The 19,080-nt window shown below is 58.6% G+C and carries 19 protein-coding genes; 18 read left to right on the forward strand and 1 reads right to left on the reverse strand.

The window, feature by feature from the left end:
* Positions 1-30 precede the first annotated feature (30 nt).
* On the reverse strand, positions 31-2,133 hold the full coding sequence (locus LC059_RS11225; RefSeq protein WP_226703942.1) for a TonB-dependent hemoglobin/transferrin/lactoferrin family receptor: 2,103 nt from the start codon (positions 2,131-2,133) through the stop codon (positions 31-33).
* Positions 2,134-2,420: 287 nt separating this feature from the next.
* Here LC059_RS11225 and LC059_RS18060 point away from each other — a divergent pair, with 287 nt between their 5' ends.
* The 18 genes from LC059_RS18060 to LC059_RS11315 all read left to right on the forward strand — a co-directional run bounded on the left by LC059_RS18060 (position 2,421) and on the right by LC059_RS11315 (position 19,076).
* Entirely contained in the window at positions 2,421-3,146 is a 726-nt protein-coding gene (locus LC059_RS18060; RefSeq protein ID WP_226703943.1) for an energy transducer TonB, read from the forward strand.
* Positions 3,147-3,183: 37 nt separating this feature from the next.
* On the forward strand, positions 3,184-3,873 hold the full coding sequence (locus LC059_RS11235; protein ID WP_226703944.1) for a MotA/TolQ/ExbB proton channel family protein: 690 nt from the start codon (positions 3,184-3,186) through the stop codon (positions 3,871-3,873).
* Positions 3,870-4,310, forward strand: coding sequence for an ExbD/TolR family protein (locus LC059_RS11240; protein ID WP_226703945.1), 441 nt, complete (start codon positions 3,870-3,872; stop codon positions 4,308-4,310). Before LC059_RS11235 ends, LC059_RS11240 begins: the two co-directional genes overlap by 4 nt.
* 102 nt (positions 4,311-4,412) lie before the next feature.
* Positions 4,413-5,231, forward strand: coding sequence for a heme/hemin ABC transporter substrate-binding protein (locus tag LC059_RS11245; RefSeq protein ID WP_226703946.1), 819 nt, complete (start codon positions 4,413-4,415; stop codon positions 5,229-5,231).
* Positions 5,232-5,303: 72 nt separating this feature from the next.
* Complete coding sequence (locus tag LC059_RS11250; RefSeq protein ID WP_226703947.1) at positions 5,304-6,359, forward strand: FecCD family ABC transporter permease; 1,056 nt, start codon at positions 5,304-5,306, stop codon at positions 6,357-6,359.
* Positions 6,360-6,374: 15 nt separating this feature from the next.
* A complete protein-coding gene (locus LC059_RS11255; RefSeq protein ID WP_226703948.1) occupies positions 6,375-7,157 on the forward strand; it encodes a heme ABC transporter ATP-binding protein in 783 nt (260 codons plus the stop codon).
* 94 nt (positions 7,158-7,251) lie between these two features.
* Entirely contained in the window at positions 7,252-7,761 is a 510-nt protein-coding gene (locus LC059_RS11260; protein WP_226703949.1) for an outer membrane beta-barrel protein, read from the forward strand.
* A 346-nt stretch (positions 7,762-8,107) separates the two neighbouring features.
* Positions 8,108-9,373, forward strand: coding sequence for a serine hydroxymethyltransferase (gene glyA / locus LC059_RS11265; RefSeq protein ID WP_226703950.1), 1,266 nt, complete (start codon positions 8,108-8,110; stop codon positions 9,371-9,373).
* Between the two features lie 415 nt (positions 9,374-9,788).
* Positions 9,789-11,450 carry a flavin monoamine oxidase family protein gene (locus tag LC059_RS11270; protein ID WP_226703951.1) on the forward strand — a complete coding sequence of 554 codons (1,662 nt, stop codon included), beginning with the start codon at positions 9,789-9,791 and terminating at the stop codon, positions 11,448-11,450.
* A 352-nt stretch (positions 11,451-11,802) separates the two neighbouring features.
* Entirely contained in the window at positions 11,803-12,900 is a 1,098-nt protein-coding gene (locus tag LC059_RS11275) for an extracellular solute-binding protein (RefSeq protein WP_226703952.1), read from the forward strand.
* Positions 12,901-12,995: 95 nt separating this feature from the next.
* Positions 12,996-13,475, forward strand: coding sequence for a transcriptional regulator NrdR (gene nrdR / locus LC059_RS11280; RefSeq protein WP_226703953.1), 480 nt, complete (start codon positions 12,996-12,998; stop codon positions 13,473-13,475).
* Positions 13,475-14,608, forward strand: coding sequence for a bifunctional diaminohydroxyphosphoribosylaminopyrimidine deaminase/5-amino-6-(5-phosphoribosylamino)uracil reductase RibD (gene ribD, locus LC059_RS11285; RefSeq protein WP_226703954.1), 1,134 nt, complete (start codon positions 13,475-13,477; stop codon positions 14,606-14,608). Before nrdR ends, ribD begins: the two co-directional genes overlap by 1 nt.
* A gap of 10 nt (positions 14,609-14,618) precedes the next feature.
* On the forward strand, positions 14,619-15,281 hold the full coding sequence (locus tag LC059_RS11290; protein ID WP_226703955.1) for a riboflavin synthase: 663 nt from the start codon (positions 14,619-14,621) through the stop codon (positions 15,279-15,281).
* 42 nt (positions 15,282-15,323) lie between these two features.
* Positions 15,324-16,439, forward strand: a complete 1,116-nt coding sequence (gene ribBA, locus LC059_RS11295) for a bifunctional 3,4-dihydroxy-2-butanone-4-phosphate synthase/GTP cyclohydrolase II (RefSeq protein WP_226703956.1) — start codon at positions 15,324-15,326, stop codon at positions 16,437-16,439.
* 208 nt (positions 16,440-16,647) lie between these two features.
* Complete coding sequence (gene ribE / locus LC059_RS11300; RefSeq protein WP_226703957.1) at positions 16,648-17,118, forward strand: 6,7-dimethyl-8-ribityllumazine synthase; 471 nt, start codon at positions 16,648-16,650, stop codon at positions 17,116-17,118.
* Between the two features lie 16 nt (positions 17,119-17,134).
* A complete protein-coding gene (nusB, locus tag LC059_RS11305) occupies positions 17,135-17,575 on the forward strand; it encodes a transcription antitermination factor NusB (protein ID WP_226703958.1) in 441 nt (146 codons plus the stop codon).
* 9 nt (positions 17,576-17,584) lie between these two features.
* Positions 17,585-18,550, forward strand: coding sequence for a thiamine-phosphate kinase (gene thiL / locus LC059_RS11310; RefSeq protein ID WP_226703959.1), 966 nt, complete (start codon positions 17,585-17,587; stop codon positions 18,548-18,550).
* Positions 18,551-18,569: 19 nt separating this feature from the next.
* Positions 18,570-19,076 carry a phosphatidylglycerophosphatase A gene (locus LC059_RS11315; protein ID WP_226703960.1) on the forward strand — a complete coding sequence of 169 codons (507 nt, stop codon included), beginning with the start codon at positions 18,570-18,572 and terminating at the stop codon, positions 19,074-19,076.
* Positions 19,077-19,080 lie beyond the last annotated feature (4 nt).

Below are 19,080 nucleotides of genomic sequence, written 5' to 3' on the forward strand. Positions count from 1 at the left end.
AATATTCCAATGATGTAATGGTTGCGAATGTCAGAAGTGGTAGCTTGCAGACAGTTTAATGTTGCGGCCGGGCATATACAGCTGCTGGAAGGCCACGCGGTACTCTTCGTCCGTCAGGTTATCCAGCGCAAGCCCCAGCTTTACGCCGTTCAGGCTTCCCGCTGCTGGCTCCCAGGTCACGTAAGCGTCTGTCAGGGTGTAGCTGCTGTACTCCTCGGTGACTTCTTCGGGCAATTGCTTCTGGGCGGAGAGCGCGGAGGTGCGCAGTCCTGCCTTGAGGTCGCGTTGCAGGAAGTAGTAACCCAGGTCGAGTACGAACTTGTCCGCAGGGATACTGCTCAGGTAGCTATTGTCGGTGAGGTCTTTACCCTCGGTCTGGCCGTAGCTTGCAGACACTTCCAGGTCGTTCACCAGGTAGTTGGCGCCCAGCTCGAAACCTTTCAGTTCCGCTTCGTCCACGTTCAGGTAGGTGGTGTTCATGGGGAAGCCGAACATGGGGTGCGGGTTGATCACGACCTGCTCGATAAAGTTGTCCACTTTGTTGCGGAAAATCGACGCACTGGCAGTCAACTGGTCGTTCGCATCGGCGAGACCACGGAAAGCAAAGTCAGCGCGAAACTCGGTGTTGGCCGCCTTTTCTGCTTCAAGATCCGGGTTGGGGATAAACGTGTTGGCAAGAAAACCGAGCCCCATAAAACTGAAGTCGCCGTAGGCATAGTGCGTGCCCTGGGTGTACATCTCTTCCACGCCCGGTGCACGAAAGGCTCTGGCGTAAGTGGCGCTCAGGTTTAGCCACTCGGCGGCTTTGACGGAGGCGGCGATGGACGGGGATACCGCGGTGTCTTCACGGGCGGAATCGCTCAGTTGCTGGCTCTCGGCTTTATAACGGTCGTAGCGTGCACCCGGCGTCAGGGTGAACAGGTCGCCGAAGGTAAAGGCGGCCTGTGCGTAAAGACCGAGTACGTCCGTCTCGGCATTCAGGTTTTCCGGGCGGTTGTCGCCATCGCGCACGGTGGTGACGTCGTCCTGATACCAGTCGATGCCGTAGACCCACTGGGCGCCGAGACCTTCGGTGGCGTTAGTCAGGGCGATACCGGAGGTGGTGACTTCGGTGTTGTCGTTTTGACCCAGGGTACCGAGGGACGCGTCTCCCTGGGTGGGGCGGAATTCGTCGAACTGGGTGTCGTTGCGGTAAATAGACACTTTCGTTGTGTGGCTGGCGGCACCCTCGGTGTGCTTGCTTTTTCCTGCCTGGATCCAGTAGTTGGCGGTAACGTTCTGATCGGTGACATCGCGCTCTACCAGCGGGGAGCTGGTACCGACGTTGGCATTGGGGTTGGACGGTACGCCTTCTTCGCGGTTGTTGTGACGGAAGGAGAGGTCAACGCGCTGGTTGTCGCTGATTTTTATGCTGCCGCGGGCAAGCAGGGCGGTGTTTTCACTGGCACTGTTTTCCAGTTCTTCCCCGCCACCGATTTCCACGTTGTCGTGCTCGGACAAGGAGCTGTTAAGCAGGTAATCGAAATCGCCGGCCACGCCGTAAACAGCGGCGGTAGTTTCCGTGGAGTCACCGTTGGTGCCCAGTTCCTGTTTCATGTAGCCGCCGACAGCGTCGCCGTTCTTCAGCAGGTCTGAGGCGCTCTTGGTGGACATGGCCACCACACCGCCGACGGCGCCAGAGCCCCATAAACTGGAGGCGGGGCCTTTTTTCACTTCTACCTGCTTCAGTAGTTCCGTATCCAGCTGGTAGGTGCCACGGTGGCCGGAGTTGCAGTTCTGGCGGGCACCGTCGATGGTCTGCAGTACACGGACGCCAGACAGGCCACGGATGTTGGGGGCCTGGTTTGAATATCGGGGGCCGCCCACTACTTCAATGTTGGGCTCGTATTTGAGGGCCTGGGCAATGGATTCAGGCTGTTGTTCTTCTAGCTGTGCGCGTTCCACCAGTACGGTGCTTTTATCTCTTTCTTTCGCGCCCGGGTCGCGATCCGCGGCGACCACTACTTCACCGAATTGAATTACCGGCTGACTATCGTTCTCAGCATCGGTTACCTGCGACATTGCGTCACTGGCACTCATTGCCAGCACGGCCGCTGCGAGAGGATGGATTTTTGGAGTCTTGAACTGGCCCATGGCGGTGCCCCCTTTCTATACGTCCCGAGATGTGTTCCCAAGTGGATTGCCGTAACACCGATCATTTTTGTTGCCGGTTGGCACGGTTGCGCTGAAGCATAGCTGCACTTATTGTTAATGTAAATGCAAACAATTATCGTTTGATATAAATTCATGGGGTTGCTAATCTTCGCTGAGTCAGATGGCCAGTCGGGCCGCCCATTGGGGTGGGGTTGAAAGGCCAAATGGCGTGGAAAACAAACAAGTGCCGTGGAGCACAAAATGGAAGGCAAAAACGAGGGCTCGTCGTGAAATGGCGCATAGCCATCATGGCGATTCTGTCCTTTGCACTGCACGGGTGGTTGCTGTGGGCGACGCCGGCGCGGGAAGTGCCGGCGCCATCGGGTGTCGTGGCGCTGAAGCTGGGCCAGGTAAAGCTCGCCACTGCGGCCCCGCTACAGAAGTCCGTTGAGCAAGCGAAGGCGAAAAAGAATGCGGTGGAAAAAACGAATCCTGTTGAAGCATCCGTTAAACCGGTGAAGTCAGTTTCGCTCGAACCGCTCGAGAAAAAGCGCGCAAAGAAGTTGCTGGCCGAAAAGAAACACGGAGAGCAAAAGTCAGCACCGCAACAAACGGCTGCCTCACCAATATCCGCACCGATGTCTGAACCGATCCAGGACACCGTTGCGGATTCCGAGTCAACCCAGCAATCCAGCGCACCTGCTTCCGCTAAGCAGCAAAGTGTTGGCGAGGAACCGGTGCTGGTGGAGCGCCCGGCCTTTGCCAGTCCGCCAGGTGCGCCAGTCTATCCGGCGTTGGCGCGACAGCGGCGCCAGCAGGGCACGGTGGTGGTGGAAGTGCAGTTGGACCGCACCGGCGCACAAGTTGTGCGTCGCCTGTTGCAATCTTCCGGTGTAGAAAGTCTGGATGAGGCGGCGCTGAAAGCCGTGGAAGCCTGGAAATTTTTGCCCTATCGGGAAAATGGTCGCGCGCGGCTTTCCCGTGTGCGATTGCCCATTCGATTTTCTTTGTAACGAGTTGCCCAGCAGGAAGTAAAAGAACGAGAGCATTATGTTCGAGCATCAAACCTGGCCTGAATTTTTCGCCCAGCTCGGCCCCATGGGCTGGCCACTACTGGTGGTGTCTGCCATCGCAATGGCATTGTTGGGGGAGCGCCTGTGGCTTCTGCTAACTACTGGCCACCGCGGTATCAGCGGGTCCTTCAAGCGTCTGCACTGCACCGGTGAAGCCGAGCTGGATCAGTTGGCAAAAGTCTGCGAGCAGGAGCGAGCTCTTGCGAGTCACGCCACTGCACTGCTGCTGCAACATCGCAATGTGAACAAGCCGCAGCGCGAAGAAATTGCCGCGGTATGGCTGCAGGACCAGCGCCGCCAGTTGCACAGTGGTCTCCGCCTTTTGATGGTGATTGGCGTCATCAGCCCGCTGATGGGGCTGCTCGGTACGGTACTGGGGCTGATTGGTATGTTCGCCGGCCTCTCCGCCAGCAGTGATCCCGTAACCCCGGCACTGCTGGCGGACGGGCTGGGGATGGCGCTTAGCACGACAGCCGCAGGTCTGGTTGTTGCGCTTCCAGCCATCGCCGGTGCGCACCTGCTGGCGATCTGGAGCGATCGCGTAGTGGCTGACCTGGAGCACCTGTTCAACCGCGGCAACCTGTGGCTTGAAGGGCTGGACCCTTGCTGCAAGACGCCGGACGCCTGTGCGCGCGGGGCGGCAAATATCGCGGTGCCGGCTCAGTGATCAATATCAATCCGCCAAACAAGCGGGAGTTTTCCCTTGCCAATCTGGCCCCGGACCTGACTCCGCTACTGGATATCATTTTTATCGTACTCGTGTTCCTGTTACTGACCGCGAATATGCGGTTGGCCTCCTTGCCCATGGACTTGCCGGCCAGTGAGCACATTGCGGCAATCATGCCTTCGGAGCCGATCACGATTTCTCTGTCCAACCGCGGTCCGCACCTTTGGGGAATTGGGGATCGCGGTTTCAGCAACCAGGCGGAGTTTGAACAGGCGCTGTTAGTGGCCCTGTTGGCAGAGCCGGAGCGCGCGGTGGCTCTCGCCAGCGACCGCAATGTGCCGGTGCAAAGAATGCTGGATCTATTTGCGCTGTTGCAGAAGCAGGGGGTGGCGGTCGCGGAAATTGCGATGCAGCCCCATACCGCCAGCGCTCCCTGACAAAAATTAATTCCCGATTGGGACAAACTGGTTTTTATCGACTGGACTCGAACTATGACTTTTTCAAAGGCTCGCGCGCGGAAGCGCTTTTTAAGTGATTTTTTGTCTGCCGTCGCTCTGTTGTGTATCGGCAATATTGCCGTTGCCGCTCCAGAACGGGTGATTACCACCGGCCATTCCGTCACTGAGCTGGTGCTGGCCCTGGGCGCCGGCGACAGCCTGATTGCTGTCGACTCTTCCACGCGGCTGCCGGCTGACTTCAAAAAAGTGCCGGTAGTGGGTTATTACCGCCAGTTACCGGTTGAGGGACTGCTGGCACAGAACCCACAAGTGCTGATCGGCGGCGAGCATATGGGCCCGCCGAATACCCTGACACTGCTGCAAAATTCCGGTGTGAAAATTGTGAGGCTACCGGAAGCACAAGATGGCAAGCAGTTGATTGCGAATATCGCTCGCCTCTCTGAAGTTCTGGAAAGGCCTGCGGATTCGGTAACGAAATACGTGGAGCATCAGCTGCAGTCCCTGAACAGCGCTCGCGCTTCTCTGTTAGTGGCTCCGCGCATTCTGTTTGTGCGCGCGCAGGAAGGTCGCGGCCTCAAAGCCGCCGGCACCGACACCAGCCCGGACAGCCTGATTCGTATGGCGGGCGGTGTGAATGCGGTGGCGTTTTCCGGTTACAAACAATTGTCGGACGAAGCGTTGATTGAGCTGCGCCCGGACTGGATTCTCTTTTCCAGTGACCAGGAGGCACAGCTGAAAGGCGGCACAGCACTGCTGGAATGGCAGCCGCTGCTGAAGCTGACCCCGGCTGGTAAAAACGGTGCTTTCTTTTCCGTAGACGGTTTTGCGCTGCTTGGCGGCATGGGGCTAGCCAGCCTGAATGAAGCCAGGAAGCTGAACGAGAAGTTTGCTCGGAACTGACTCCGAAAATTGGCGGTGACGCTACCGGGTGCAACTTTGCCCCAATTCCTTTCATTTCGAGGTACCCCTCCCGTGGAATTTCGCCTGAGTGATAAAAGCCTGCTGCCAGCGCTAATCGCGCTGTTACTGTTGGGGAGTTGCCTTTCTCTTGCGGTTGGCGCCATGACCATTGGCTGGGGGGATGTTCTTGCCGGACTGATGCACTGGAGCTGGCCCAGTATCCTGGATCAGGACGTGCCAGAACAATACGCGCTGGTGCTCGGAGAAATCCGTCTGCCGCGCCTGTTACTTGGCTTGATTGTTGGGGGCATCCTTGGTGTTTGTGGTGCAGTAATGCAGGGCATGTTTCGCAACCCTCTGGCCGAACCGGGCATTATCGGTGTCTCCTCCGGTGCCGCCGTGGGTGCCGGGATAGTGCTCGTTTTTGGCGCTGTGCTGGGCGCCTGGCTGGGCACGCACTCTGAAAAGTTGCAATGGCTTTTGTTGCCCGCGTTTGCCAGCACCGGAGCGATTTTTGCCACTTGGCTTGTGTATGTTCTTGGCGACCGTGGCCGGTCGGTGGTGATGATGTTGCTGGCGGGGGTTGCGATTTCTGCGCTGGCGGGCGCTGCGCTCGGAATGTTTGCCTACGTGGCCACCGACACCGCGCTGCGGGATATGACCATGTGGCAGCTGGGGTCCCTGTCTGGCGCCACCTGGACCAGCGTGCTCGTGGCCGGGTTGATATTTGCCACAAGTGCCGGCTTTCTATGGTCTCGCGCGAATGATCTCAATGCGCTGTTATTGGGAGAGTCGGAAGCGCGTCACCTGGGTGTGGACGTGAACGGCCTGAAACGGCAGATCATTGTGCTGAACGGTGTTGCTGTGGGTGCGGCCGTTTCCGTGTCGGGGATAATCGGTTTTATTGGGCTGGTGGTGCCGCATATCGTGCGGCTGCTGCGCGGTCCTGATCACCGCTACCTGATTCCCTACAGCGGGCTGCTGGGCGGTTTACTGCTGACGGTGGCGGACACGATTGCGCGCAGCGTGTTTGCGCCGGCAGAAATGCCGGTAGGCATTCTCACTGCTCTGCTGGGTGCGCCTTTCTTTTTATTTTTGCTGTGGCAACAGCGCCGGCAAATTTTTTAAGGGAGGGAGTCATAAATGTTGTTGGAAATTTCCGATCTCTCGATTCAGTATCCCCGCGCGATCTCGCCGCTGCTGGAGAATATTTCCCTGAGCTTTGCCTGCGGTGAGGTTACCGCGTTGCTGGGGCCCAATGGCTGTGGCAAGACGTCGCTGCTGCGCGCTATCAGCGGCGAGCTGGATTACGCCGGTCATATCCATCTGTTTGGTCGCACCCAGGCTGACTGGTATCGCACCCAGCAGGATCACCGCGCCCTGGCGCGTCGCTACGGACTGTTGGCTCAACACTCCAACCTAAATTTTGCCTTTACCAGCCGCGAAGTAGTACAGCTGGGGCTCGGCCCCGGCAGCCTTTCGCGGGTGGAGCAGGGCGAACGTGTCGAGCACTTTATGCAGCGCGCGGATGTGTGGCATCTGCGCGACCGCCTTTTCCCCAGTTTGTCTGGCGGGGAAAAGCAGCGAGTACAGCTGGCGCGGGTACTTTCCCAGCTCAGCCTTGCGGAACCCGGTGAGGAAAAAATCCTGCTGCTGGATGAACCTACCTCCGCGCTCGACCTCAAGCACCAGCACCAGGTGCTCGCACTGGTTTGTGAGGTTGCCGGTGAAAATACGGCGGTTATCGCAGTGCTGCACGATCTCAACCTTGCTGCCCGCTATGCCGATCGTATGGTGATGCTCGGGCAGGGGCGGGTGCAGGCGGACGGGGCCCCCGCCGCGTTGCTGCAGCCGGATCTGGTAGAGCAGGTCTACGGCTACCGCGGACAGCTGGTGAATGTGAGCGGTCACTCCGCGCTGCTGTAATGGCGTGTAATTGAAATCCCCTAGTGGCGCCAAAATAGTTGAAATAGAATGCCGCCTCCAAAAAACAACAGCGAACAAATTTGGAGAAAAATTGATGAAGAGAGTTATGCAGAAAACACTGGCGGCGGCTGTGCTGCTGGGCTGCACTATGGGCGCCCAGGCTGCGGAAGGCGGCTACTTTGGTGCCGTTGCGGGTGTGATGGCTACCGATATCGAAGGCGACAACCCGTTCAATGCCGGCGCGCGTGCCGGCTACAGCTGGGCCAATGGCTTTGGCGTGGAAGCCGAGTACACCACTTCGATCGTGGATGGCGAATTTCGCTTCAGCAATTCCTGGGTGGACGTTGAAGCCGACTACAGCATTTCCACTCTGGGCGCCTATGCCACCTATCGCAGCCAGGGAGACCTCTACTTCAAGGGTCGTCTCGGCTACCTGAACGAAAGTGTCGACTTCGGTGATGGTGCCGATGGCAGTGACTCCGGCCTGTCTGCAGGACTGGGCATGGGTTTCTCATTCTCCGAAGCGGTTAACTTCGAAGCGGAGTACACCCTGGTAGAAGAAGATGTGGACTTCTGGTCTGGCACATTGGTGTTCCGCTTTTAAGGCGGATTAGCCGGCTACGGCATGATCGGGTTGGGGCTTCCCGATCCGAGGTGCCCCCCGAAACGCGGTCCTTGGACCGCGTTTTGTCTTTCAGATAACGCATCTCGATCTGTTGATTTTTGCGACAATCGGTACGATCGTGCCAGTCGATTCTGCCGATCCCCCCAACTTGAACAGAGTGGGGCGCTGAATTGAAATTGTTTCAAGTGCACCCTTTGCGCCCCAGCACCTCCCTTGGTGTACAATGCGCCGCTTTCTGGGGGCGGGCCGGTCATATTTGGGTCGGGATTTGCCCTTGTCGAGATTATGCTTGCGCGATTCGCGCCTTATCATCCGAGGGAATACCATGTTTGATAAATCCGTCACCCTAGCTTCCTACGATCCCGATGTGTGGTCCGCCATTCAGGACGAAGATCGTCGCCAGGAAGAGCACATCGAGCTGATCGCCTCGGAAAACTACACCAGCCCGCAGGTGATGGAAGCCCAGGGCACCAGCCTCACCAACAAGTACGCCGAAGGTTACCCGGGCAAGCGCTACTATGGCGGCTGTGAGTACGTCGACAAGGTAGAAGCCCTCGCCATCGAGCGCGCCAAGGAGCTGTTCGGCGCCGACTATGCCAACGTTCAGCCGCACTCCGGTTCTCAGGCCAACGCCGCGGTTTACCAGGCGCTGTGCGCCCCCGGCGACACCGTTCTGGGTATGAGCCTGGCTCACGGCGGTCACCTTACCCACGGTGCCAAGGTCAACTTCTCCGGCAAGATCTACAACGCCGTGCAGTACGGCCTGAACCCTGAAACCGGCGAAGTGGACTACGAAGAAGTGGAGCGCCTGGCGCTGGAGCACAAGCCGAAAATGATCGTGGCCGGCTTCTCCGCCTATAGTCGCATCATGGACTGGGCCAAGTTCCGCACCATCGCCGACAAGGTTGGCGCTTACCTGATGGTCGATATGGCCCACGTTGCCGGTCTGGTTGCTGCTGGGGAATACCCGTCTCCGGTTCCCCACGCGGACGTGGTGACCTCCACTACCCACAAGACTCTGCGTGGCCCTCGCGGCGGTATCATCATTGCCAAAGCCAATGAAGAGATTGAGAAAAAGCTGAACAGCGCGGTATTCCCGGGCGGACAGGGCGGCCCGCTGATGCACGTGATCGCGGCCAAAGCCGTTTCCTTCAAGGAAGCCATGAGCCCCGAGTACAAGGCTTACCAGAAGAAAGTGGTAGAGAATGCCCGCGCCATGGCCGAGACCTTCCTCGACCGCGGTATCAATATTGTCTCCGGTGGCACTGACGATCACCTGATGCTGGTTGACCTGATCGGCAAAGAGTACACCGGTAAAGATGCGGACGAAGCCCTGGGCAACGCCAATATCACTGTGAACAAGAACGCCGTCCCCAACGACCCGCGTTCCCCGTTCATCACCAGCGGCCTGCGTGTGGGCACCCCGGCCATCACCACCCGCGGCTTCGGTGTGGAAGAGACCAAGCAGCTCACCAACTGGATCTGCGACGTGCTGGACGCGCTCGAGAAGGGCAATGCCGACGCGACCATCGCCGAGGTAAAAGCCAAGGTGCTGGAAATCTGCGCGAAATTCCCGGTCTACAAAGGCTGAGAGTAAGCCAGAAGCGTGCGCAACCCGAAAGCGGCTCTTCAGAGCCGCTTTTTTTTGCCCGTAATTCGCGTCAGTGACCTCTTCTTCTGTGGATTTTTTCCACAGTGCTTCTTATCTCGCATCTCATCGCGCTCTATCACCTCAAGTAACTTTCCCCTTGCCTTCAGGGTCACTAGGTCAAAGTTCTCGTTTTACCCCGGTAATTGAATTTTTATTCGATTTTTTGTGGGCTGGTATGTAGAATTACGCGCTCATATAGCAAATGTGAATAAGTCGGTTGCCATTTATTTCGAGTTGCGAGTGTGCAGGTTCTTGCATAGCCGCACTTCAAAGAGCGAACCGTGGACAACAAGAAAACCATTCCACGGCCCTGCGGTTTTTGGGTCGGAACACCACCTGGCTGTAGGAGAACAATATGCGTAGCCGTAAATCCCAATCACCACTGGCGAGCCTGATGCGACGCCTGGGCGCCGCTCAGGAGCTGTCCGATAAGACCGGAATTTCTTCCGACGAGAGTCTCGACATCATCAAGGAAGGGACCCGCCACGTGGGCGCAGGTGCGTCTGAAGAAGGACGCCGCCAGTTTCTGAAGCAGTTGGGTTTGGGCGCCGCTGCGCTGGGCACCGCTGGCGCCACCAGTACTTTTTCTGGCCCTGTGAAGGCGGATCCTACTTCGGCTAGCGGACGTGTGGCGGTCATCGGTGGCGGTATCGCCGGTATACGTTGTGCGCACCGTCTGCAGCAATACGGCATTGCGAGCAAGGTATTTGAAGGTAATACCCGGCTGGGTGGCCGTGTAAACACCAACCGCAGTATCTTCGGTCGCCCGGTAGAGCGCGGTGGTGAGCTGATCTCTACCGAGCACTCCTATGCGCGTAACCTGGCGAACAACCTGGGCCTGGATGTCGAAGACGTAAATGGCAATGCGGTTCCCGGTGGTAACGAGCTTTACTGGGTTAATGGCCAAAGCTACACCGAGCACCAGCTGAACGCCGAGTGGCGCGATGTTTACGAGATCTTCAAGCGGGCACAGCAGGATGCGCCCTGGGTGCCAACCTACGACAGCCACAACGAGATGCATCGCGCACTGGATCAAATCGATGTGAATACCTGGCTGGATCACGTGGGTATTGGTGCAAATTCAAGCATGGGTCAGGTATTCCAGGCGGACATCGTAGCGGAATACGGCATCCAGCCGGAGGATACGACGGCGCTGAACCTGATTTACCTGCTGGCCTGGAACCCGATCAATACCGCGTTGCCACTGGCGGGTACCGACGAGCGCTTCCGCATCGCTGGCGGTAACGACCAGCTGGTAACCCGCATGGTGGAAGAGCTGCCGGAAGGCACCATTGAGACTGCGCGCAAACTGGTTGCCATCCAGGGCAGTCTAAACGGCCCGTACAACCTGGTGTTTGAGGACGGTTACGAGCACGCCTGTGATCGCCTCGTGCTGGCGATTCCTTTCTCTACCCTGAAAGATGTGGACATCGACCCCCGCATTTACAACGGTTTCCGCGCAGAGAAGCGTATGGCCATTGAGCGTATGGCGTTCGGTTCCAACGGCAAAATGGCCGTGCACTGTTCCTCGCGCCCATGGACCCAGCCGCAGGTAGTGAACGGTGAAATGTTTACCCCGAACGGTGTGACCTATGTCGGCCGCCCAGAGCTGTTTGATACCTGGGATTCCACCTCAATCACTGGCAGTACCGACGGTATCCTGGTGAACTTCTTCGGTGGTAATTACGGCAAGCAGGTCGGTAACGACCAGCCGTTTGCCGCGCCTTCGCAGCAAGATCTGAATCAATTCTTCGGCATTGTGGACAACGTATTCCCGGGTACCGGGGATGCCTTCACTGGTACCGCAATGATGTCCAAGTGGGCCGCCAACCCCTGGTCTAAAGGTTCTTACTCCACCCAGACATTCGGCGATTACACCGAATGGTGGGGTGCGGCTGGCCTGCAGGAAGGCAATATCCACTTCTGTGGTGAGCACACTGCACTGGAAATGTTTGGTTACATCGACGGTGCCATTAGTACCGCGGAGGAAGCGGCGAGACAAATTCGCCAGGGCTAATCCTGTTCGGCGGAGCCGGTTCCTCAAGGACCCGGCTTCGCCGGTTTGCCGATATTTCTCCGTCGGGCTTTACCGTAACAACCACGGGTTGTGAAACTGCGCCCGGATTCTGCTTTAATACGCGCCCACCAAAACCGAACGTAGCTTCGGGTCTGCAATATTTTTAATCGGGCCTGAAACTTGCAAACGGTTTTTTAGCGACAGGGATGCGTTGCTCATCGATGGCTTGCAGAGGCGAGCCGGCACTTTCGAGTCCAAGCGGTTTCAGGAATCGATGCTTTCAGCGCGGGCGGGATTGCCCCGGGAAAGCGCAGAAACACCGTGCAGCCATGCTGTAGATCGAGAGTAGAAAATGCGCCCAATATCCAATGTGTTGGTCATTCTGACCGTTGTCTTAGGACTAAGCCTCCATGCTCAGGCCAGAGAGTTGCACTTCGCCAACTGGTCTGAATCCATCGCCGAAGACACCATCGCCAACTTTGAAGCAACCACCGGGATCAAGGTGCACTACTTCGAATTTGACGATATTGAAGAGCTGGAAGAGGTCTGGCTGAAGCAGGGGCGACAGTTTGATGTAATCGTGCCCGGCTCGGACAATATCCCCAAGTACATTGCGGCCGGCCAGCTGCACAAGCTCGACCGCGACCGTATCGACAACTGGTCCGAGAACGACCCCAAATTCATGCAGCGCCTTGCCCTGTTTGACCCAGGCAATGACTACGCTATTCCCTATCTGTGGGGCACCGTGGGCATTGGCTACAACGTGCAGGCGGTGGAAAAAGCCTTTGGTGGCTACCTGCCGGAAGACAGCTGGGACCTGCTGTTTGATCCCGCCTTCCTGGGCAAGCTGGATCACTGCAATGCCACCCTGATGCGCTCGCCGGAAGAGATCTTCGACGTTGCGCTCAAGTACCTTGGCAAAGACCCCAACTCCATGAGCATCGCCCATCAGTACATGGTGGCCAACCTGCTCTCAAGGGTGCGCCTGCATGTTACTGACTTCGACTCCGGTGAATATGTGGAAGACCTGGCCAGCGGCAAGCGCTGTATCGCCCACGCCTGGAGCGGTGATGTTTTGGTGGCCCAGCAAATGGCCAAAGAGGCTGGCAAGGACTTTGATATCCGCTACGTGATGCCGAAAGAGGGCTTTCCGCTGTGGATCGATGTCGTTTCCGTGCCGAGCAACGCCCAGAATATCGACGCCGCTTATCAGTTCCTTAACTACCTGATGCAGCCCAGCGTCATCGCCAATATCAGTAACGAAACCCAGTACGCCAACGCCAATATGGCTGCCCAGGCGCTGGTGGATCCCGAGTTGCTGAGCAACCCCGCGGTCTACCCGCGTCCGCAGGAACTCGAGCGCACCTGGATCCCCGCCGCCACCAAATCCCGCGTACTGGCCCTGCGTCACAGGCTGTGGCAGCGGATTATTGAGCGGGAAGATATTTAATTAGGCAATATCAGGGCCCTCAAGCGAACCCTCCGGCAGCCTAAATTTCCGCCTTGTGGTAAACTGCCGCCCACTTTTTCGAGGGCCCTCTCCCCATGCACTGTCCTTTCTGCAGCGCTGATGAAACCAAAGTCGTAGATTCCCGCCTGGTAGCCGATGGCGACCAGGTGCGGCGCCGTCGTGAGTGCCTGCAGTGCCACGAGCGCTTTACCACCTTCGAGACCGCCGAGCTGGTGCTGCCGCGGGTCGTCAAACAGAACGGCCAGCGCGAACCCTTCAATGAAGACAAGCTGCGAGCGGGCATCCAGCGCGCGGTGGAGAAACGCCCGGTCAGCACCGAGCGGGTGGAAGCCGCTGTCGCCCAGATCAAGCACGCCTTGCAGGCCACTGGCGAGCGTGAGCTGCCTGCCATGCATATCGGCGAGCTGGTAATGGAGCAGCTGCGCGAGCTGGACCAGGTTGCCTTCGTGCGCTTTGCCTCCGTCTACCGCCGCTTTGAGGACGTCAGCGACTTCAGCGACGAGATCGAGCGCCTGAACACGCCCAAGGGGAGCAAGCAGGGAGAGGAGAGCTAATGGCTTTTTCCCCGCGAGAACTGATGGCACGCGCCATCCAGCTGGCCGAGCGCGGCGTCTATACCACCATGCCCAACCCGCGGGTTGGCTGCGTGATCGCCGATGCCGAGGGCAATATCATCGGCGAGGGCTGGCACAAGCGCGCCGGGGAAGGGCACGCGGAAGTGGAAGCCCTGAAAGACGCAGGAGAGAAAGTTAAAAGCAATATCGCCTACGTCACCCTGGAACCCTGTAGTCACAGCGGCAAAACCGGCCCCTGTGCCGATGCCCTGATCGCCGCCGGCGTGGCCAAGGTCGTATTCGGTATGGAAGACCCGAACCCCAGTGTCGGCGGGAATGGGTTACAGAAACTGCGCGATGCGGGTATTGAAGTAGAGGGCCCGTTGCTGGAAGAATTCTGCCGGGCGCTGAACCCGGGCTTTATCAAGCGCATGACCTTGGGCCTGCCCCTGGTGCGCACCAAGTCGGCCATGAGTATCGACGGCCGCACCGCCATGGCCAGTGGCGAGTCCAAATGGGTTACCGGCCCCGCTGCCCGTGCCGATGTACAGAACCTGCGTGCGCGCAGCTGCGCCATCGTCACCGGCGTAGACTCGGTACGCCACGACAACCCGAACATGAACGTGCGCCCGGAAGAAATGGCGCTGCCGGCTGAGGAAGCGGCGGCGGCGGCAGAGAAACAGCCCCTGCGGGTGATCGTCGACAGCAAGCTGCGCACCCCGGCCAAGGCCTTTATTTTGCAGGGTGACGCCCCCACATTGGTGGTCACTACCGATGCGGCGGACAGCGAGCGTCGCGCGCGGCTGGAAAAGACCGGCGCCGAAGTGCTGGTGCTGCCAGCGGATAAAGAAGGGCGTGTGAATCTGGGCGAACTGTTGAAAGAGCTCGCCCGTCGCGAGTGCAACGAGGTGCTGGTCGAGAGCGGCGCCACCCTATCCGGCGCCTTTATGTACCAGGGCCATGTGGACGAGATCATCGTCTACGTGGCGCCCAAGATTCTCGGCTCCAGCGCCAGACCGCTGTTCGAGCTGCCGATTGAGCGCATGGGGTCCATGCTGCCCATCACCATTACCGATATGCGTGCGGTCGGCCACGACTGGCGCATTACAGCCACGACCGATATCGAGCGTTAAAGGTATCCACATGTTTACCGGAATTGTTGAAGCCGTCGGTGAAATCACCGCGCTGCAGCCAAAAGATGGCGACCTGCGCCTGCGTGTGAAGACCGGCAAGCTGGATCTTTCCGACGTAAAATTGGGCGACAGCATTGCCACCAACGGCGTCTGCCTCACCGTGGTGGACCTGCCGGGCGACGGCTACTGGGCAGATGTCTCTGCGGAGACCCTGACGGTCGCCACCCTGAAAGACTGGAAACTCGGCGACAAGGTCAATCTGGAAAAGGCCCTGACCCCACAAACCCGCCTCGGCGGGCATATGGTGAGCGGCCATGTGGACGGTGTCGCCGAAGTGGTGTGGCGCAAACCGACCGCCCGCGCCGAGCAGTTCCGCCTGCGCGCCCCGGACGAGCTGGCCAAATACATCGCCCACAAGGGCTCTATTACCGTCGACGGCACCAGCCTCACGGTGAATGCGGTAGACGGCGCCGAATTCGAGCTGACCATCGTGCCTCACACCATCGCCGAAACCGTGATCGGCGGCTACCAGGCCGGCACCAAAGTGAACCTTGAGGTTGACCTGATAGCGCGCTACCTGGAGCGGCTACTCTTGGGAGATGCCGCCGCCGAGCCCAAGAGCGAAGGGCTGACCATGGAATTTCTGGCCCAGCACGGCTTCTACAAGGCCTAAATGAGAGGGCCTGAAGGCTCCTACAACAGTATTGAGAGAGTTATGGAACTGAATAGCGTTGAAGAACTGATCGACGATATCCGTCAGGGCAAAATGGTAATCCTGATGGACGACGAGGATCGCGAGAACGAAGGCGACCTCGTTATCGCCGCCGAACAGGTGCGCCCGGAAGACATCAACTTCATGGCCACCCACGCCCGCGGTTTGATCTGCCTGACACTGACTGGCGACCGCTGCGAGCAGCTCGACCTGCCGCTCATGTCCCGCGACAACGGCGCCCAGTTCAGCACCAACTTCACCGTCTCCATCGAAGCCGCCGAAGGCGTCACTACTGGTATCTCTGCCGCCGACCGCGCGCGCACCATTCGCGCCGCCGTTGCTCGCAACGCCAAACCGTCCGACATCGTACAGCCCGGCCACATCTTCCCGATCAAGGCCCAGCCTGGTGGCGTATTGAGCCGCGCTGGCCACACCGAAGCGGGCTGCGACCTGGCGCGCCTCGCTGGCTTCGAGCCGGCTGCCGCCATCGTCGAAATCATGAATGAAGACGGCACCATGGCCCGCCGCCCGGACCTGGAAAAATTCGCCCAGCAGCACAACCTCAAGATCGGCACCATCGCCGACCTGATCAACTACCGTGCGCTAAACGAAAAAACCGTCGAGTGCGTCAACCAGCGCAGCGTGCACACCGAATTCGGTGAGTTCAAGCTGCGCACCTACCTCGACAAAGCGCGCCGCGAACGCCACTTCGCCTTCAGCCTCGGCGACTTCGAGCCGGAAGAGCCCACCCTCGTGCGCGTCCACGTCGCCAGCACCCTGCGCGACGTTTTCTCACTGCGCCGTGGCGATGAAAAATATGAACCCTGGACCTTTCGAAACGCACTGAAAAAAGTCGCGGAAGAGGGCAAGGGTGTAGTGGTAGTGATCTGCCACAACGAAACCACCGATGAAATCGAAGAAAGCATCGACTGGCTCATCAGCGGCAAACAACAGCGCCCGAGCCAGGATCTGGTGTACAAACAGGTGGGTACCGGCTCGCAGATTTTGCGCGACCTGAAGGTGCGCAAAATGCGTTTGATGAGTGCACCGTTCAAGTTCAGTGCTATCTCCGGTTTCGACCTGGAGGTGGAGGAATACCTGAACGCCGAAGAGATTTAATCGGTAAGGTAAAACTCAAGAGTTCAAATCGAAGGCGGAGTGCCGGGGGGAAGTTTTCAGGAGCGTCGCAAACAGGAAGTTTGCGCCGCAGCGCCCAGGGATGGGTTCACAGCGGTCCTGAAAACTTCCCCCCGGTACTCCGCCGCCACCGCACCAGGGCCGAAGCACCAACAGCCCCAAGCGGAAAACAGAAAACGGAAAAAAGACCATGAGCAATATCAAAGTTATCGAAGGGGATTTCGTAGGCAGCACTGGCAAATACGCGCTGCTGGTAAGCCGCTGGAACAGCTTCGTAGTGGAAAGTCTCAAGGACGGCGCGCTGGATACCCTCCGTCGCAAAGGCATCAAAGAAGAAGATATCACCATCTACTACGCTCCGGGCGCCTTCGAATTCCCGCTCGCCGCGCAGAAAATTGCCGAAACCAAAAACTTTGACGCCGTCATCGCGCTCGGCGCCGTCATCCGCGGCGGCACCCCGCATTTCGAATACGTCGCCGGCGAATGCACCAAAGGCCTCGCCCAGGTCTCTATGAACACCGGTATTCCTGTGACCTTCGGTGTCCTCACCGTAGACTCCATTGAGCAGGCTATCGAACGCTCCGGCACCAAAGCCGGCAACAAAGGCTGCGAAGCTGCAGAGACCGCCCTCGAAATGGTCTCCCTGATCAGCAAAATCTGATTGAGAAACGACTGAAATGACCGTAACCGCATCCGCCCGCCGCAAGGCTCGCCACTACGCCATGCAGGCCTTGTATCAGTGGCAAATGACTGGCGCCAACCTGAACGCCATCGAAGCCGAGTTTCATGCCGACAACGACATGAGCAAAACTGATGTCGCCTACTTTCGCGAACTGCTCCACGGCGTCACCAAAAATCTCGACGAAATTGAAGGTACTTACAGCCAGTACCTCGATCGCGACGTGGAAGAACTGGATCCGGTATCCCGCGCCCTGCTGCGCATGGCCACCTTTGAAATGAAAAACCGCGTCGACGTACCTTACAAAGTCGTCATCAACGAAGCCGTGGCCCTGGCGAAAAAATTCGGCCCGACTGACGCCTTCAAGTTCATCAACGGCATCCTCGACAAAGTTGCGGCCAAAGAGCGCAGTGTCGAAGTAAAGGCCGACAAAGGCTGATCGCCCGACATGGCCGGGCCCGGTGAATTTGAACTGATACGGGAGTACTTCTCCTCCCGTTTTCAGACCGGAGCCCGCCCAGGCGGTGTCGACAGTAGTGTCGTGCTGGGTATCGGCGACGACTGCGCACTGCTCAGTCCACCCGCCGGCAAGCTGCTGGCCACCAGCGTAGACACCCTGGTGGCGGACGTACACTTTCCCGCAACCGCAGATCCTTACCGCATCGCCGGCCGCGCACTGCGGGTCAATCTTTCCGATCTCGCCGGCATGAATGCCGAACCCCTGTGGTTTACCCTCGCGCTTACCCTGCCCGAGAGCAACGCCGATTGGCTGGAACCTTTTGCCCGCGGGCTTGCTGAGACTGCGCTGTCGTACGGCATCACCCTGGTAGGCGGCGATACGACCAAGGGGCCCTTGTCGATCACCGTGCAGGTTACCGGCAGTTGCCAAACACCCCTACGGCGCGACGGTGCCGGCGCGGGCGACATTGTTTTCGTGTCCAATCAACTCGGTGCGGCGGCTGCCGCCCTGCCGATCGTACTCGGCGAATACAGCCCGAGTGAGACCCAGCGGCAACAGGCGGATACCGCTTACTATTTTCCCGAGCCGCAACTGCAGCTCGCCCGTGCCATTGGGCCTTATGCCAGCGCTGCCCTGGATATCTCCGACGGATTGCTCGCTGACCTGGGGCATATCTGTGAGGCGAGTGGCCTCGGCGCTGAACTGCGCCTGGACAACTTCCCGGTGGCGGAACTGGCGCGGTCAATGAATGCAGAGAATGCACTGGAGACCGCTCTGACCGGCGGTGACGACTACCAGCTGTGTTTCACCGTGCCGGAAAGACATCTGGACGCCATCGATAAATTACAACTGCCCATCACCGCCATCGGCCGTATGTGTAAGGAGCCGGGTATTCGCTGCCAGCTGAATGGCAAATCCTGGCTGCCTCACGGCCGCGGTTACCAGCACTTCTGAGCGATAGAAAAGAATAATTATGAGCACAGCGCACACACCAACACCGACACCGACATTTTCCGAACTGCTGCGAAGCCCGGTGCTGTTTCTCGCTTTTGGCTTCGGCTCTGGTCTGGCCCGGAAAGCACCGGGTACCTTCGGCACGGTGGCCGCGATTCCTTTGTGGTACGGCCTGCAGTTCCTGTCCCCACTGACCTATATGGCGGTCATCGTGGTGACCTTTATTCTGGGCTGCTACCTGTGCGGCGCCGCCTCGAACAAGCTCGGGGTGCACGACCACGGCGGCATCGTGTGGGACGAATTTGTGGGCTACTGGCTCACCATGTTTATGGCGCCTGCTGGCTGGCTGTGGGCCCTTTATGGCTTTGTGCTGTTCCGGATTTTCGATATTGCCAAGCCGCAGCCCATTGGCTGGGCAGATCGACGGGTACACGGTGGTCTGGGGATCATGCTCGACGATATACTGGCGGGTATTTACGCCGCGCTGGTGTTGCAGGGCACGGCCTATCTGATTCATAGCTTGTGAGGCT

This window comes from Microbulbifer elongatus, from assembly GCF_020524885.1.
Lineage (GTDB): Bacteria > Pseudomonadota > Gammaproteobacteria > Pseudomonadales > Cellvibrionaceae > Microbulbifer > Microbulbifer elongatus_A.

Bases quoted from the DNA above. Each gene is read 5' to 3' on its own strand.
- LC059_RS11225 (WP_226703942.1), bottom strand. From the start codon at position 2,133: ATGGGCCAGTTCAAGACTCCAAAAATCCATCCTCTCGCAGCGGCCGTG.
- LC059_RS11235 (WP_226703944.1), top strand. From the start codon at position 3,184: ATGTTCGAGCATCAAACCTGGCCTGAATTTTTCGCCCAGCTCGGCCCC.
- LC059_RS11255 (WP_226703948.1), top strand. From the start codon at position 6,375: ATGTTGTTGGAAATTTCCGATCTCTCGATTCAGTATCCCCGCGCGATC.
- LC059_RS11260 (WP_226703949.1), top strand. From the start codon at position 7,252: ATGAAGAGAGTTATGCAGAAAACACTGGCGGCGGCTGTGCTGCTGGGC.
- glyA (WP_226703950.1), top strand. From the start codon at position 8,108: ATGTTTGATAAATCCGTCACCCTAGCTTCCTACGATCCCGATGTGTGG.
- LC059_RS11270 (WP_226703951.1), top strand. From the start codon at position 9,789: ATGCGTAGCCGTAAATCCCAATCACCACTGGCGAGCCTGATGCGACGC.
- LC059_RS11275 (WP_226703952.1), top strand. From the start codon at position 11,803: ATGCGCCCAATATCCAATGTGTTGGTCATTCTGACCGTTGTCTTAGGA.
- nrdR (WP_226703953.1), top strand. From the start codon at position 12,996: ATGCACTGTCCTTTCTGCAGCGCTGATGAAACCAAAGTCGTAGATTCC.
- ribD (WP_226703954.1), top strand. From the start codon at position 13,475: ATGGCTTTTTCCCCGCGAGAACTGATGGCACGCGCCATCCAGCTGGCC.
- LC059_RS11290 (WP_226703955.1), top strand. From the start codon at position 14,619: ATGTTTACCGGAATTGTTGAAGCCGTCGGTGAAATCACCGCGCTGCAG.
- ribBA (WP_226703956.1), top strand. From the start codon at position 15,324: ATGGAACTGAATAGCGTTGAAGAACTGATCGACGATATCCGTCAGGGC.
- ribE (WP_226703957.1), top strand. From the start codon at position 16,648: ATGAGCAATATCAAAGTTATCGAAGGGGATTTCGTAGGCAGCACTGGC.
- nusB (WP_226703958.1), top strand. From the start codon at position 17,135: ATGACCGTAACCGCATCCGCCCGCCGCAAGGCTCGCCACTACGCCATG.
- thiL (WP_226703959.1), top strand. From the start codon at position 17,585: ATGGCCGGGCCCGGTGAATTTGAACTGATACGGGAGTACTTCTCCTCC.
- LC059_RS11315 (WP_226703960.1), top strand. From the start codon at position 18,570: ATGAGCACAGCGCACACACCAACACCGACACCGACATTTTCCGAACTG.